Annotated in this window: 14 protein-coding genes; 3 read left to right on the top strand and 11 right to left on the bottom strand. The window is 67.3% G+C overall.

The features are described 5' to 3' along the window. The first annotated feature begins 10 nt into the window (after positions 1-10). Both J7U46_RS17270 and J7U46_RS17275 read left to right on the top strand, forming a co-directional pair. Positions 11-511 (top strand): CinA family protein, encoded by a 501-nt coding sequence (locus tag J7U46_RS17270; RefSeq protein ID WP_282828039.1) that lies wholly within the window; start codon positions 11-13, stop codon positions 509-511. Beyond that, the gene (locus tag J7U46_RS17275; RefSeq protein ID WP_282828041.1) at positions 508-1,470 is read left to right on the top strand and encodes a glyoxylate/hydroxypyruvate reductase A; all 963 of its coding nucleotides are present in this window, start codon (positions 508-510) and stop codon (positions 1,468-1,470) included. The genes J7U46_RS17270 and J7U46_RS17275 overlap by 4 nt, the downstream gene beginning before the upstream one ends. A gap of 19 nt (positions 1,471-1,489) precedes the next feature. Here the strand turns inward: J7U46_RS17275 and J7U46_RS17280 are convergent, their stop codons facing one another. The 9 genes from J7U46_RS17280 to bamE form a co-directional block, all read right to left on the bottom strand. Beyond that, positions 1,490-3,898, bottom strand: a complete 2,409-nt coding sequence (locus J7U46_RS17280; protein ID WP_282828043.1) for an EAL domain-containing protein — start codon at positions 3,896-3,898, stop codon at positions 1,490-1,492. An 8-nt stretch (positions 3,899-3,906) separates the two neighbouring features. Beyond that, the gene (locus J7U46_RS17285; protein ID WP_282828045.1) at positions 3,907-4,500 is read right to left on the bottom strand and encodes a methylamine utilization protein; all 594 of its coding nucleotides are present in this window, start codon (positions 4,498-4,500) and stop codon (positions 3,907-3,909) included. Between the two features lie 61 nt (positions 4,501-4,561). Further along, the gene (holA, locus tag J7U46_RS17290) at positions 4,562-5,638 is read right to left on the bottom strand and encodes a DNA polymerase III subunit delta (RefSeq protein ID WP_282828047.1); all 1,077 of its coding nucleotides are present in this window, start codon (positions 5,636-5,638) and stop codon (positions 4,562-4,564) included. A 2-nt stretch (positions 5,639-5,640) separates the two neighbouring features. Beyond that, positions 5,641-6,144 carry an LPS assembly lipoprotein LptE gene (gene lptE / locus J7U46_RS17295; RefSeq protein ID WP_282828049.1) on the bottom strand — a complete coding sequence of 168 codons (504 nt, stop codon included), beginning with the start codon at positions 6,142-6,144 and terminating at the stop codon, positions 5,641-5,643. Positions 6,145-6,147: 3 nt separating this feature from the next. After that, positions 6,148-8,796 carry a leucine--tRNA ligase gene (leuS, locus tag J7U46_RS17300; protein WP_282828213.1) on the bottom strand — a complete coding sequence of 883 codons (2,649 nt, stop codon included), beginning with the start codon at positions 8,794-8,796 and terminating at the stop codon, positions 6,148-6,150. Positions 8,797-8,877: 81 nt separating this feature from the next. After that, positions 8,878-9,300, bottom strand: coding sequence for a biopolymer transporter ExbD (locus tag J7U46_RS17305; RefSeq protein WP_282828051.1), 423 nt, complete (start codon positions 9,298-9,300; stop codon positions 8,878-8,880). 11 nt (positions 9,301-9,311) lie between these two features. Further along, complete coding sequence (locus tag J7U46_RS17310; protein WP_282828053.1) at positions 9,312-9,959, bottom strand: MotA/TolQ/ExbB proton channel family protein; 648 nt, start codon at positions 9,957-9,959, stop codon at positions 9,312-9,314. 37 nt (positions 9,960-9,996) lie between these two features. Next, positions 9,997-10,815 (bottom strand): 4-hydroxy-tetrahydrodipicolinate reductase, encoded by an 819-nt coding sequence (gene dapB / locus J7U46_RS17315; RefSeq protein WP_282828055.1) that lies wholly within the window; start codon positions 10,813-10,815, stop codon positions 9,997-9,999. After that, the gene (bamE, locus tag J7U46_RS17320) at positions 10,812-11,372 is read right to left on the bottom strand and encodes an outer membrane protein assembly factor BamE (RefSeq protein WP_282828057.1); all 561 of its coding nucleotides are present in this window, start codon (positions 11,370-11,372) and stop codon (positions 10,812-10,814) included. The genes dapB and bamE overlap by 4 nt, the downstream gene beginning before the upstream one ends. A 97-nt stretch (positions 11,373-11,469) precedes the next feature. Here bamE and fur point away from each other — a divergent pair, with 97 nt between their 5' ends. After that, on the top strand, positions 11,470-11,895 hold the full coding sequence (gene fur / locus J7U46_RS17325; protein WP_282828059.1) for a ferric iron uptake transcriptional regulator: 426 nt from the start codon (positions 11,470-11,472) through the stop codon (positions 11,893-11,895). Positions 11,896-11,913: 18 nt separating this feature from the next. Here fur and hprK read toward each other — a convergent pair whose 3' ends face one another. Together hprK and J7U46_RS17335 are read right to left on the bottom strand one after the other, a co-directional pair. Next, entirely contained in the window at positions 11,914-12,882 is a 969-nt protein-coding gene (gene hprK, locus J7U46_RS17330; protein ID WP_282828061.1) for an HPr(Ser) kinase/phosphatase, read from the bottom strand. Continuing rightward, positions 12,883-13,353: a PTS sugar transporter subunit IIA gene (locus tag J7U46_RS17335; RefSeq protein WP_282828063.1), complete on the bottom strand. Its 471-nt coding sequence runs from the start codon at positions 13,351-13,353 to the stop codon at positions 12,883-12,885. Positions 13,354-13,553: the final 200 nt, after the last annotated feature.

A 13,553-nucleotide genomic window follows, 5' to 3' on the forward strand; every position in this document is an offset into this window, starting at 1 on the left:
AGGCTGAGTCATGCTTTTTCCAGAAGAACATGAGCTGATCGACCGCATCGGCGTGGCCCTGATACGGCGCCGCGAGCGCATGGGCACGGCCGAGTCCTGCACCGGTGGCCTGATTGCCGCCGCCTGCACCAGCGTGTCGGGTTCCAGCCAGTGGTTCGAGCGCGGCGTGGTCAGCTACAGCGACCAGTCCAAGACCGAGTTGCTGGGCGTGCCGGCAGCGCTGATCTCGCTGCACGGCTCGGTCAGCGGCGAGGTGGCCCACCACATGGCGCGCGGCCTGCTGGCCCATGCGCCGCTGGACTGGGCCCTGGCCGTCACCGGCATCGCCGGCCCTACCGGCGGCAGCGCGAGCAAGCCGGTCGGCACCGTCTGGCTGGCGCTGGCGCATCAGGGCACGCCGACCAAGGTCTGGAAAGAGCTGTTCGAAGGCGGCCGCCACGAGGTGCGTGCGGCCACCATGCGCGCCGGCCTGATGGCGCTTTGCGACGCGGTCGAGGAGAAGGAGTCATGAGCCTGCTGCTGGTCGGACATTGGAACGGCCGCAGCGATGCCGCCGCGCAGGACGAACGGGCACAATGGCTCTCGGCCCTGCAGGAAGCGCTGCCGCACGAGGAATGGCTGGTGCAGCCGCCCACTGATCCGGCCCAGGCCGCCAAGGTGGAGGTGGCCATCGTGGCCAACCCGCTCCCCGGCAGCCTTCAAGGCCTGCCAAATCTGAAGCTGATCCAGTCAGTCTGGGCGGGCGTGGACAAGCTCCTGAACGACGCCACGCTGCCACCCGAAGTGCCGTTGGCCCGCATGGTCGACCCGGCCATGAACGAGGCCATGGTGCACACGGCGCTGTGGGCCGTGTTGAGTCTGCATCGCCGCTTCTTCGAGCTGGCCGCCCAGCAGCGCGAAGCGCAGTGGCAGTCGCTCAAGTACCGCCGCGCCTCCGAATGGCGCGTGTTGGTGCTGGGCCTCGGCGAACTGGGCGGTCGCGTGGCGCGGGCCCTGGCCGGCCAGGGTTATGCGGTCAGCGGCTGGGCCACGCGCCAGGTTACCTTGCCCGGCGTGGCCTGCAGCCACGGCGAGGATGCGCTGGCCTGGGAGCTGGCCTCGGCCAACACCGTCGTCAACCTGTTGCCGCTGACGCTTTCAACCCGCGATTTCTTCGACGCCAAGCGCCTGGACCAGTTCAAGAAGGGCAGCACGCTCGTGAACCTGGCGCGCGGTGCCCATGTGGTCGAGGCCGACCTGCTGGCGGCGCTGGACAGTGGCCAGGTCGGCCATGCGGTGTTGGACGTGTTCCAGCAGGAGCCGCTGCCGGCCGAGCACCGCTTCTGGAAGCATCCGCAGGTGACGGTGCTGCCGCACACGGCGGCGCAGACCGATGCGCGCACCGCCGCTGCCGTGGTGGCCGCCAATGTGCTCGCGCTGCGCGCCGGCCGGCCGCTGCTGCACCAGGTGCAGCGCCAGCGCGGCTACTGATAGACAGCTGCAGGCTCGTTCAGCCCAGGTCGGCGAAGGCCGTGTCCAGCCGCTCGCCGCTGACGTCCGGCGCCTTCCAGCGCGGCAGCCACTCGAAGAACTTGCTGCTCGGCATCGGCCGGCTGATGAAATAGCCCTGGCCCTCGTCGCAGCCCAGCTCGGCCAGCAGCTTCCAGGCCTTGCCTGTCTCCACGCCCTCGGCCACCACCGTGAGTCCGAGGTTGTGAGCGAGTTCGACGGTCGAGCGTACGATTTTGGCGTCGTCCAGGTCGTTCTCCATGGCCATCACGAAGCTCTTGTCGATTTTCAGCTCGTTGACCGGCAGGCGCTTCAGGTAGGCCAGCGAGGAATAGCCGGTACCGAAGTCGTCGATCGAGAGCTTGAAGCCCATTTCGCTGAGCCGCTCCAGCGTGTGCAGCGCACGCTGCGGGTCGTCCATGATGGCGCTCTCGGTGATCTCCAGGCACAGGCCCTGGGGCGTGACCCCATAGCCGGCCAGCAACTGCTCGATCTTGGCCGGCAAGTCTTGGTCCAGCAGGTCGCGGGTCGAGAGGTTGACGCTGATGCGCAGGTCCACGCCCTGGCTTTGTGCCAGCTTCAGCGCATGGGCCGATTCAGCCAACACCCAGGCGGTGAGCTGGCGGATGAAGCCGGTCTGCTCGGCGAACGGGATGAACTCCATCGGCGGCACCAGGCCGCGCTGCGGATGCTCCCAGCGCACCAGGGCTTCGGCGCTGATGACGGCGCCGCTCTTCAGGTCGACCTTGGGCTGCAGGAACAGCCGCAGCTCGTCGTTCTCGATGGCGCGGCGCAGCTCGGTCAGCAGCGACAGCGACTCCTGGCTGCCCGCATCCAGCGAGGCCTCGTAGATCATGCTGCCGCATTGGCGGCGCTTGGCCGAGTACATGGCCAGCTCGGCACGGCTCAGCAGCAGGCCGACTTCCTGGCCATGGGCCGGGCTCAGCGCGATGCCGATGCCGGCACCGATGTCCACGGTCTGGTCCTCGATGTGCAGCGGCTGCTCGAAGTCGGTGAGGATGGTCTGGGCCATGGCCAGCGCGGCCTTGGCGTCGGCGCGCTCCAGCAGCAGCACGAACTCGTCGCCACCCAGGCGCGCCAGCATGCCGCGCTCGCCAGGTGAGAGCTGGCCCAGGCGCTCGGCCACGCTGCACAGCAGCTTGTCGCCGAAGCCGTGGCCCAGCACGTCGTTTACATGCTTGAAGCGGTCCAGGTCCAGCATCAGCACCGCGCACGGCTTGTCGGCGTCCAGTTGCTCCTGCAGGCGTTGGCTGAACTGCTCGCGGTTGGGCAGGCCGGTCAGTGGGTCCCAGAAGGCCAGGCGGTGCACCTGTTCCTCGCGGCTGCGGATATCGACCCGCATCGCCTCGAAGGCGCGTGCCAGTGCGCCGACCTCGTCTTGGGAGCTCCGCTCGATAGGCGTGTCGTAGTCGCCGCGGCCCAGGCGCTTGGCGGATTCGGCCAGGGCCTTGATCGGTTCGGTGATGCGCCGCGCGAACGGGATGCTCAGCACCGCGAACAAGGCGACGCCGGCGCCGGTCAAGCCGAGCAGACTCCACTGCAGTTGCCGATAGGGCGCGACGGCTTCGTCAAAGGAGCGCAGGAACACGGCGCCGACCTCGTGCGAGCCTTCGCGCACCAGGCTGATGTAACGGCCGCGCAGGCGCTCGCCGGCGAGCGTGAGCTTGAACAGCGTGCCGTCAGCGGCGATCTGCGGTGCCAGCTCCTGGGCGGCAGCCTTGGGCAGGCTGCTCACAAGCGCCTGCCAGTCGGGGCCGTTGTTGACGATGACCGAGTCCAGGCGCGAGAACTGCTTGAGTTCCTGCAGCGAGGCGTCGTCGAGCGCGAACGCCATCAGCACCCAGCCGTTGGGCGCTGGCGTGCAGACCGGCACTGCCACCACCTGGTAGGGCAGGTCGCCGACGATGACCAGGTTGGGGCCCTGGATGGGTTCGCTGCTGCCCCGGCACTTGGCCCGCCGTGCCATGGCTCCCAGCAGCTTGACGAAGCCTTCAGCCTTGGGCCGCGTGGCAGCGACCAGTTGCTGCTGCGGGTCTGCGTATACAACCACCGTGGCACCGATGCGGTCGCCGTGGTTTTGCAGGGCGTCGATGATGGTGGGCACGTCCTGCTGCACGCCTTCGCCCTTGCCTATGGTTTCGATGAAGCCGTAGTCGGAGGCCAGCACGCGGGCCGCGTCGCTGCGCTTCTCGGCCTCAGAGACCAGCAGGCGGCGGTGCAGGCGCTCGCCGGTTTCCAACTGGGTCGAGATCGAGGCCTCGGCGTTGCGCTCGATGCTGCTGCCGATGATGGCGAAGCTGATCAGCTGCACGGCCAGCAGCAGGCCGAGGAACATGGCGACGATGCGGCCTTCGAGTCGGCGCAGGTCGAGGAAACGGGGCAGCTTCATGCGTGGCTTCATTCCACCTGCAGCGTCACCACCGTCTGGCCGGTACTTGTGCCCACACTCAGGCCCTGGGCCTGCAGGCGCGGGTCGGGCATGCGTGGGTGCCAGGTCTTGAGCTGGTGGTCACCGGCCGGCAGATCGAGCCTGGCGACGCCGCTGGCATCGGTCTTGGCGAACACCGGCGTGTCCACCACCACCACATGGGCGCTCATCTGATCGTGGATGTTGCAGCCCAGCGTGGCGACGCCGGCCTTGTCAAACACCACCGGCGCGGCCGGCGTGCCGGCGTAGAGCTTCAGGTCGAACTTCTTGGTCGGCGAGAAGGAGTAGACATGGTGACGCACCGTGTCGAAATTGGGGAAGCTCACCGCCGTGCCGGTCTGTATCACCAGGACGAAAGGCAGGAACTGGCGGTCCTTCTGCGAGATCTCGGCCTTGGCGGCGTTGGTGCTGCTGTGCTGGCCCTTGATTTCCACGGCCACCACCGCGTCGGCGAGCGGCTTGCCATCCTGCCCGCGCACGAGCACGGTCCAGGGGGCGGCAGAGGCGGCCGCTACCAGGCTCAGCAGCATGGGGGCGACGATCAGGGGCAGGGGCGGTCGCATGGGCTCTGATGCTAGGTGAAAACCATCCGCAAGATACCCCCATTCCCCGGAGCGCAGCGGATTAATGCCGGCCCGGGGCGCCCATTGTGGCGGCCTTGGGCGCGGCCTCGCGCATCAGCATCAGGGCCAGGCGTTGCAGCGCGGCCCAGGGTTCGGCCGGCCACTGCGGATGGCGCAGGCCCTTGACGATGCCGTCCACCACCTGGGCGGCTTCCAGCAGCCTGGCCAGCTCGCGGGTCTTGAGCCCGGGCAGCAGGCGCTCGAACAGCCGCTCCTTGTTGCCCCAGACGCGCGCCTCGCGCAGCGCCATGGGCAACGGCTTGCCGGCGTCCATGCCGTCGCGCACGCGCTTCAAGGCGCGGATGTCCTCGGCCAGCGTCCAGTGCACCAGCACGGCGGCCTCGCCCTCGGCTTCCAGGCCGGTGAGCATGCGCATCACACGGGCGGTCTGGCCCGCCAGCACGGCCTCGCTCAGCTTGAAGACGTCGAAGCGGGCCACATCCAGCACGGCCTGCTCGATGTGTTCGAACGTCAACTCGCCGGCCGGGTGCAAGAGCGCGAGCTTCTGCAGCTCCTGGTGAGCGGCCAGCAGATTGCCCTCCACCCGGTCGGCAAAGAAGGCCAGTGCGCGCTGCCCTTCCTCGCCTTCGGCCACACGTTGGCCTTGGGCCGCGAGGCGCTGGGCAATCCATTGCGGCAGGGCACGGCGCTCGACCGGCTCCACCTTCAGCGTCACGCCGGCGCCGTCCAGGGCGAGGAACCAGGCGCTGGAGAGCTGGGTCTTGTCCAGGCGCGGCAACGTGACGAGGGTCAGGATGTCTTCGGGTGCCAGCTCGCAATAGCGCTGCAAGGCCTCGGAGCCGTCCTTGCCGGGCTTGCCGGAAGGGATGCGGATCTCGATCAGCTGGCGTTCCGAGAACAGGCTCATGGCCTGCGCAGCGGCCAGGACCGGGCCCCAGTCGAAATGGGCGCCGGCCACGGTGAAGACCTTGCGCTCCGCATAGCCCTGGTTGCGGGCGGCGGCGCGTATCGCGTCGGCCGCTTCCTGCGCGAGCAGGGGCTCGTCGCCATGTACGGTGTAGACCGGCTTCAGGCCCTTGGCGATGTGGGCCTGCAAGGCCTCGGCGCGCAGTTGCATGGTCAGGTCGTCGGCAGGCGCACGGCAGCGAGGTGGCGCATGACCTGGGCGACCGCGTCGGACTGCATCGCGCGGTACAGCGCCGCTTCTTCCTGCTCCTTGGCCAGGGCCGCGGTCTCGGTGTAGTTCATCTCGCGGGTCAGGCGCAGCTCGGTGCGTGGCAAGAGCAGCTCGCCGCCCGGTGTGTGCAGCTGGAAATCGAAGCGCAGGCGCAGCTGCCATTCACGCACCTGGCCGGCGCTGGTGGAGGCGACGACGGTCTTGTCGCGCAGGTCTCGCTTGGTCTCGAGCACCAGCTCGGCGCGCTGCGGGTCGTCCTCCAGCCGCACCTGGCTGCGGCCCAGCTGGCGGCGCAGCTCGGCCAGCATCGGCGATTCGGGCTTGAAGCCCTGCAGGCAGATCGCGTGGATCTTCAACTCGCTGTCGCGCCGCAGCTCGAAGCCGCAGGCGGCCAATGCCGCGGTCGGCAGCAGGAGGGCGAAGCGGCGGCGCGAGAGCATGGCCATCGATCAGACCACCACGTTGACCAGGCGGCCCGGCACGATGACGATCTTCTTGGGCGCCTTGCCTTCGGAGAACTTGTGGAACTCCTCGTTGGCCAGGGCGGCCGCTTCGATGACGGCCTTGTCGGCGCCGGCTGCCACCTTGATGGCGCCGCGCAGCTTGCCGTTGACCTGCAGCATCAGCTCGATCTCGTCCTGTACCAGAGCCGATTCATCCACCACGGGCCAGGGCGCGTCGAGCAGATCGCCGAGCTCGGCGGCAAAGCCCAGGTCCTGCCACAGCGTGTGGGCAATGTGCGGGCAGGCAGGGTAGAGCACGCGCAAGAGCACCGAGAAGCCCTCGCGCACGGCAGCATCCTGGCCGGTGGCCTTGAAGCCTTCCAGCGCGTTCAAGAGCTTCATGCCGCCCGAGACGACGGTGTTGTATTGCATGCGCTCGTAGTCGTACGAGACCTGCTTGAGCACCAGGTGCACCTCGCGGCGCAGGGCCTTGCCGTCGCCGCTCAGGGCCGCGAAGTCAGCGCCGCCAGCCTTGATCGCTTCCGCGTTCTTGGCGCCAAAGCCCCAGACGCGCTTCAGGAAGCGGTGCGCGCCTTCGACGCCGGCATCGTTCCACTCCAGCGTCTGCTCCGGCGGCGAAGCGAACATCACGAACAAACGGGCCGTGTCGGCACCGTACTGGTTGATCAGCTCCTGCGGGTCGACGCCGTTGTTCTTGGACTTGGACATGGTGCCCACGCCCTCGTAATCGATGGCCGAGCCGTCGCTCTTCAACTTGGCGCCGGTGATCTTGCCGCCTTCGTCGAAGGTGTTCTCCACCTCATGCGGCCAGAAGTACTCGATGCCACCCTTCTCGTTGCGACGCGAGTAGATGTGGTTCAAGACCATGCCCTGCGTCAGCAGCTTGGTGAAGGGCTCGTCGATCTTGACGAGGCCGAGGTCGCGCATCACCTTGGTCCAGAAGCGGGCGTAGAGCAGGTGCAGGATGGCGTGCTCGATGCCGCCGATGTACTGGTCCATCGCGGCGCCCTGGCGCATCCAGTAGGCCGTGCCGTCGCCGACCATGGCCTCGCTGTTCTTCGCGTCGCAATAACGCATGAAGTACCAGGACGAGTCCACGAAGGTGTCCATCGTGTCCGTCTCGCGCTTGGCCGGCTTGCCGCAGATCGGGCAGCTGCAGTTCAGGAAGTCGGCGCGCTTGGCCAGCGGGTTGCCGCTGCCGTCCGGGATGCAGTCCTCGGGCAGCACGACCGGCAGGTCCTTCTCGGGCACCGGCACGGCGCCATGCTCTTCGCAATGGATGATGGGGATGGGCGTGCCCCAGTAGCGCTGGCGGCTGATGCCCCAGTCGCGCAGGCGCCAGGTGGTCTTCTTGGCGCCAAGGTTCTTCTCGCCAACCAGCTCGGCCACCTTGTCGACGGCGGCTTTGTAGCCGAGGCCGTTCAGGATGCCGGACTCGATGCAGACGCCCTTTTGCTTGTCGCCATACCACTCGGCCCAGGCGGCCGTGCTGTAGCTCTGGCCTTCGACGGCCACGACCTGCTTGATGGCCAGGCCGTACTTCTTGGCGAACTCGAAATCGCGCTCGTCGTGCGCCGGCACGCCCATCACGGCGCCGTCGCCGTAGCTCATCAAGACGTAGTTGCCGACCCAGACCTCGACTTGCGCGCCAGTCAGCGGATGGGTGACGAACAGGCCGGTGGCCATGCCCTTCTTTTCCTGCGTGGCCAGCTCGGCCTCGGTCGTGCCGCCTTGCTTGCATTCCTCGATGAAGGCAGCGAGCTTGGCGTTCGAGGCGGCGGCGTGCGCGGCCAGCGGATGCTCCGGCGCCACAGCGCAGAAGGTCACGCCCATGATGGTGTCGGCACGCGTGGTGAAGACGTAGAGCTTGCCGTCCTGGATCAGCGCGCCGTCGGCGCCCTGGATGGCATGCGGGAACGCAAAGCGCACGCCCTCGCTCTTGCCGATCCAGTTCTCCTGCATAAGGCGCACGCGCTCTGGCCAGCCGCTCAGGTACTGGGGGCTGGCCGGGTCGGCCACGGCCGCGAGCAGCTCTTCGGCGTACTGCGTGATGTTCAGGTAGTAGCCAGGGATTTCGCGCTTCTCAACGAGGGCGCCGGAGCGCCAGCCGCGGCCGTCGATCACCTGCTCGTTGGCCAGCACGGTCATGTCGACCGGGTCCCAGTTGACGACCTGGGTGCGGCGCTCGGCGATGCCCTTTTCCAGCATCTTCAGGAACAGCCACTGGTTCCACTTGTAGTACTCGGGCTGGCAGGTGGCTATTTCTCGAGACCAGTCGATCGCCAGGCCCATGGCCTGCATCTGGCCCTTCATGTAGGCGATGTTGTCGTAGGTCCATTTGGCCGGCGGCAGCTTGCCCTTCATGGCCGCGTTCTCGGCCGGCAGGCCGAAGGCGTCCCAGCCCATGGGCATCAGGACGTTGTAGCCCTTCATGCGCAGCTGGCGGGTCAGCATGTCGTTGATCGTGTAGTTGCGCACATGGCCCATGTGCAGCTTGCCGCTGGGGTAGGGCAGCATGGAGCAGGCGTAGAACTTCGGCTTGCTCTGGTCTTCCACGACCTTGTAGGCGTCGCGTCCGTTCCAGTACTGGCGGGCGGCGGCTTCGATCTCGTTCGGTGCGTACTTGTCGTTCATGCTGAAAAGGCAGGCGGCGTGCGGCCCCGGCATGGGGCGCGAAAGACGGGGATTGTAGAAGGAGGCCTCCCGGCCTTGGCTTCAGCGGCTGGCTGCCGCCTCGGCCACGAAGGCGATGCGGTTCAGGCCGGCGGCCTGCACCCAGCCGATCAGCTCGGCCACCTGGCCATAGGGCACGGTCTTGTCGGCGCGCAGCTGCACCTCGGTCTCGGGGCGCGCCTGGGCCTGGGCCTTGATGCGGGCCTGGAATTCGGCCGGCGGTAGCTTGGCCTCGCCGAGGTAGAGCGCACCGTCGGGCGTGATCGCCACGGCGATGTATTGCGGCGCGTCCGAGGGCGTGGCGGCAGTACTCTGCGGCAGATCGAGGCGCAGCGAGCTGCTCATCAAGGGAGCGGTGATCATGAAGATCACCAGCAGGACCAGCATCACGTCAATCAACGGCGTCATGTTGATCTCGCCCATCGGTTTGGGCTGATCACTGCGCTCGAGCCTGCCGAAAGCCATGGCGTGTTCGTTCAGTCGGCGTGGGTTTGCAGCTCGCGCAAGTCATGCGCAAAGCCTTCCAGCTCGGCCTCGCAGGCGGCGACGCGCTTGCCGAAGATGTTGTAGGCCAGCACGGCCGGGATGGCCACGGCCAGGCCGGCGGCCGTCATGATCAGCGCCTCGCCCACCGGGCCCGAAACCTTCTCGATCGTGATGGCGCCGCTGGCTGAGATGCTGACCAGGGCGTGGTAGATGCCCCAGACCGTGCCGAAGAGACCCACGAAGGGCGCCGTGCTGCCGATGGAAGCCAGCAGCACCTGGCCGAACTGCAGGCGGGCGAGCACGGCATGCAGGGCGTCGCGCAGGCGGCGGGTGAGTTGCGATTCGCGCCGGCCGGCGGATTCGAGCGTGCCGCTTCTGGCGGCGGTCAGTGCCGCATCCAGCAAAGGCAGCAGCACCTGCTCGCGATCGAAATTCTGCAGCGCCTGGCGGCCGTCGGTGGTCGAGGCGGCCGCCCAGAAGGCGGGCACGGCGCGGGCGATGTCGCGACGGGTGCGGGCCAGTATCCAGCCCTTCCAGAAGATCACCACCCAAGCGCTGATCGACATGCAAAGCAGCAACAGCGCTACCGTGCGGGTGACCAGGTCACCTTGCAGCCAGAAGTCGTTGAATCCGCTCATGTGCCGCTGTCGTTTGCTAGCTTGTTTGCTCGTGAGTTCAGGCCAGGCCCAGCACGTCGTTCATGCCGTACAGGCCAGGGCCCTGCTGCATCAGGAAGCGGCAGGCCCGCAGGCTGCCCTGGGCATAGGTGGCGCGGCTGCTGGACTTGTGCGAGATCTCGATGCGCTCGCCGGTGCCGGCGAACAGCACGGTGTGGTCGCCGATGATGTCGCCGCCGCGCACGGTGGCGAACCCGATGGTGGACGGGTCGCGCTCGCCGGTCACGCCTTCACGGCCGTAGACCGCGCATTGCTTCAGGTCGCGGCCCAGGGCATTGGCCACGGCCTCACCCATGGCCAGCGCGGTGCCGCTGGGGGCATCGACCTTGTGGCGGTGGTGGGCCTCGATGATCTCGATGTCATAGCCCTCGTTGAGGGCCTTGGCTGCCATGTCGAGGAGGCGCAGCACGACGTTGACGCCCACGCTCATGTTCGGCGCCATCATGATGCCGACGTGTTTGGCAGCTTCGGCGATCTCGGCCTTTTGTGCTTCGGTGAAGCCGGTGGTGCCAATAACGGCGCGCACACCCAGTTCGCGGCAGATGGCCAGGTGGGCCAGCGTGCCCTCGGGGCGGGTGAAGTCGATCAGTGCGTCAGCGCCCGTCAGGCCGGCACGCAGGTCAGCCGTGATCGTCACGCCGCTGCGCTGGCCGAGGAAGGCATAGGCGTCGAGCCCGAGGCTCTCGCTGCCTTCGCGGTCCAGGGCGCCGCTGAGTTCGCAATCGGGCGATTGCTGGACCGCTTCAAGCAGCATGCGGCCCATGCGGCCCGAGGCCCCGGCGATGGCAATGCGGATCTTGCGGCTTGCGCCGGTCACGAGCGGGGCTCCAGCGGCGGGTAGGTGCGCACGGCGCCGGTGGGTTCCTGCACCGGCTGTGTGGCCTTCTTCGGCACTGGCAGCTTGTCGCGCTCGGCTTCGCTCAGGCTCAGCTTGGGGCCTGGCCCGGTGGGCTTGAAGGTGTTGATCGCGGCGACGAAGTCGTTCTCGGCCGGCAGGTCGTCGGGCACGTCCAGCGACTTCAGCTTGTCGCCCTCGAACAGGGCCACGACCTTGCGGTTCTGTGGCGCCGCGCCCTGGCGCTGGATCGTGAACACATAGTCCCAGCGGTCTTCATGGAAGGCATCGGTCAGCATCGGCGAACCGAGCAGGTCGCGCACCTGGGCGCGCGGCATGCCGGGCTTGACCTTGGCGACCAGCTCCTTGGTCAGGACATTGCCCTGCACCACCTCGACACGGTAGGGCGTGATCAGCCCCAGCATCTTTTCGCCGGTGACACTGGTCAGATCGCTCAGCGAGGGCAGCGACGAGCAGCCGCCAAGCAGGGTGGACAGGGCCACCAGCGGGAACAACGCAGTTCTGGAAATCGAGCGCATGTGTAGGGACTTGCCGTGTCGCGGGAGCAGCCAAGCTGGCTATGATCGGCGCATTCTAGCGGCAGGCCCGGGAGCGGCCGGACGCATCCAAAACCCGATGAACCAGACCGAAGAGATCAAGAACAGCGGCCTCAAGGCCACCCTGCCCCGCATCAAGATTCTGGAGGTGTTCCAGAACACGGCGCAGCGCCACATGACGGCCGAGGATGTCTACAAAGCGCTCCTGACCGAGGGCGCCGACATCGGCCTGGCCACGGTCTACCGGGTGTTGACCCAGTTCGAGCAGGCCGGCCTGCTGTCGCGCAATCACTTCGAGACCGGCAAGTCTGTGTTCGAGCTGAACCAGGGGCATCACCACGACCACCTGGTCTGCCTGACCTGCGGTCGCGTCGAGGAGTTCTACGACCCGGCCATCGAAGAGCGCCAGCACGCCATCGCGCTGGAGCGGGGCTTCGAGCTGCAGGAGCATTCGCTGGCGCTGTACGCGACCTGTACCAAGACGGCTTGCCCGCATCGGGGCTGAGCGGCCGCCTCAGCGCGCTTACAAATCGTCGTCGCCGTGCCCGCCGTTGGCGATGGCACGCTGATGGCGCTCGACGAACTCGCGGTAGGTGTCGATGCCCCGCAGTTGCAGGATGGTGTTGCGCACGGCGGCTTCTACCAGCACGGCCAGGTTGCGGCCGGCGTCCACGGCGATCACCACCTTGCGCACCGGCATGCCGAGCACGTCTTCGTAGAGCGGCTCATAGGGCAGGCGCTCGAAGTCGCGTTCCATGGTCTCCTTGCGGACCAGGTGGACGATCAGCTTCAAGCGCATCTTGCGGCGCACGGCCGTCTCGCCAAAGATGGCCTTGATGTCCAGCAGGCCGATGCCGCGCACTTCCAGCAGGTTGGCCAGCAGCTCGGGGCAGCGGCCCTCGATGGCGGTTTGGGAGATGCGGAACAGGTCGACCGCGTCGTCAGCCACCAGGCCATGGCCGCGCGAGATCAGCTCCAGGCCGAGCTCGCTCTTGCCAAGGCCAGATTCGCCGGTGAGAAGCACGCCGAGGCCGAGGATGTCCATGAACACGCCGTGGCGGGTGTTGCGATTGGCGCAGAGCTGGGCCAGGTAGGCGCGCACCACGTCGATCACATGGCCTGCCGATTCGGTGGTGACGAACAGCGGGATCTCGGCGCGGTCGCACATGGCGACCAGCTTGTCCGGCGGAGGCTGGTTGTCCGCCACGATGATGACCGGCGGCTCCAGCGTGACGATGCGCGAGATGCGGCGGTCCAGCACCTCACCCGAGGCCTGGCTCAGGTAGGCCACCTCGCGGCGGCCGACGATCTGGACGCGGTAAGGATGGATGTAGTTCAGGTAGCCGACGAGGTCGGCGGCCGACTGCGCGTCGCGCACAGCGGTTTCGTCAAAGCGGCGCTCGGGATGGGCGTGCCCCGCGATCCACTCCCAGCGAAGCGCTTCGCGATGCTCTTCAAAGAGCCGGTCGGCGCTGATGGAAGTAGGTTTCACTCAGGCGACGGACTTCAAGGGTTCCCAGTCGGCGATCAGGCGGAACACCGCGCTGGCCTCACCCTCGGACTTGAGTCGCTCGCGCAGCTCACGGTCCGACAGCATCTCGGCAATTTCGGACAGGATCTCGAGGTGGCGCTGGGTGGCCGCCTCGGGCACCAGCAGGAAGATCAAGAGGCCGACCGGTTCGTCGTCCGGTGCATCGAAGCCTATGGCCTGCTGCACGCGCAGCACCGCAGCCAGCGGGTTCTTCAGGCCCTTGATGCGGCCGTGCGGGATGGCCACGCCATGGCCAAGGCCGGTGGAACCCAGGCGCTCGCGGGCGAACAGGTTGTCGGTGACCAGGGCCCGCGCAATCGCATGGTTGTTTTCGAACAGCAGGCCGGCTTGTTCGAAAACTCGCTTCTTGCTGGATGCGTCCACATTCACCAGCACATTGCTGGCGGGCAGGATAGCGGCGAGACGGTTCATCAGGTCACAGCGCCGTCTACGGCCGGTAGGCCTTGGGCAGGACGCTTGTTCGGATAGGTGAGGCGGAATTATAGGAAGGGCGCGGTCTGCTTGTCGTGCCGACCTACCCCCGGGTCGGAGTATTGCGCATTTTGCGGCGGCGCAGCAACAAGGCGGTCGGCGGGGCTGCGGGCGCAAAAAAAGCGACCCTGCGGGTCGCT

Source organism: Pelomonas sp. V22 (assembly GCF_030014915.1).
GTDB lineage: Bacteria > Pseudomonadota > Gammaproteobacteria > Burkholderiales > Burkholderiaceae_C > JAUASW01.

Bases quoted from the DNA above. Each gene is read 5' to 3' on its own strand.
- holA (WP_282828047.1), bottom strand. From the start codon at position 5,638: ATGCAACTGCGCGCCGAGGCCTTGCAGGCCCACATCGCCAAGGGCCTG.
- J7U46_RS17310 (WP_282828053.1), bottom strand. From the start codon at position 9,959: ATGAGCGGATTCAACGACTTCTGGCTGCAAGGTGACCTGGTCACCCGC.
- J7U46_RS17335 (WP_282828063.1), bottom strand. From the start codon at position 13,353: ATGAACCGTCTCGCCGCTATCCTGCCCGCCAGCAATGTGCTGGTGAAT.
- J7U46_RS17270 (WP_282828039.1), top strand. From the start codon at position 11: ATGCTTTTTCCAGAAGAACATGAGCTGATCGACCGCATCGGCGTGGCC.
- leuS (WP_282828213.1), bottom strand. From the start codon at position 8,796: ATGAACGACAAGTACGCACCGAACGAGATCGAAGCCGCCGCCCGCCAG.
- J7U46_RS17285 (WP_282828045.1), bottom strand. From the start codon at position 4,500: ATGCGACCGCCCCTGCCCCTGATCGTCGCCCCCATGCTGCTGAGCCTG.
- J7U46_RS17280 (WP_282828043.1), bottom strand. From the start codon at position 3,898: ATGAAGCTGCCCCGTTTCCTCGACCTGCGCCGACTCGAAGGCCGCATC.
- J7U46_RS17275 (WP_282828041.1), top strand. From the start codon at position 508: ATGAGCCTGCTGCTGGTCGGACATTGGAACGGCCGCAGCGATGCCGCC.
- lptE (WP_282828049.1), bottom strand. From the start codon at position 6,144: ATGGCCATGCTCTCGCGCCGCCGCTTCGCCCTCCTGCTGCCGACCGCG.
- J7U46_RS17305 (WP_282828051.1), bottom strand. From the start codon at position 9,300: ATGGCTTTCGGCAGGCTCGAGCGCAGTGATCAGCCCAAACCGATGGGC.
- fur (WP_282828059.1), top strand. From the start codon at position 11,470: ATGAACCAGACCGAAGAGATCAAGAACAGCGGCCTCAAGGCCACCCTG.
- bamE (WP_282828057.1), bottom strand. From the start codon at position 11,372: ATGCGCTCGATTTCCAGAACTGCGTTGTTCCCGCTGGTGGCCCTGTCC.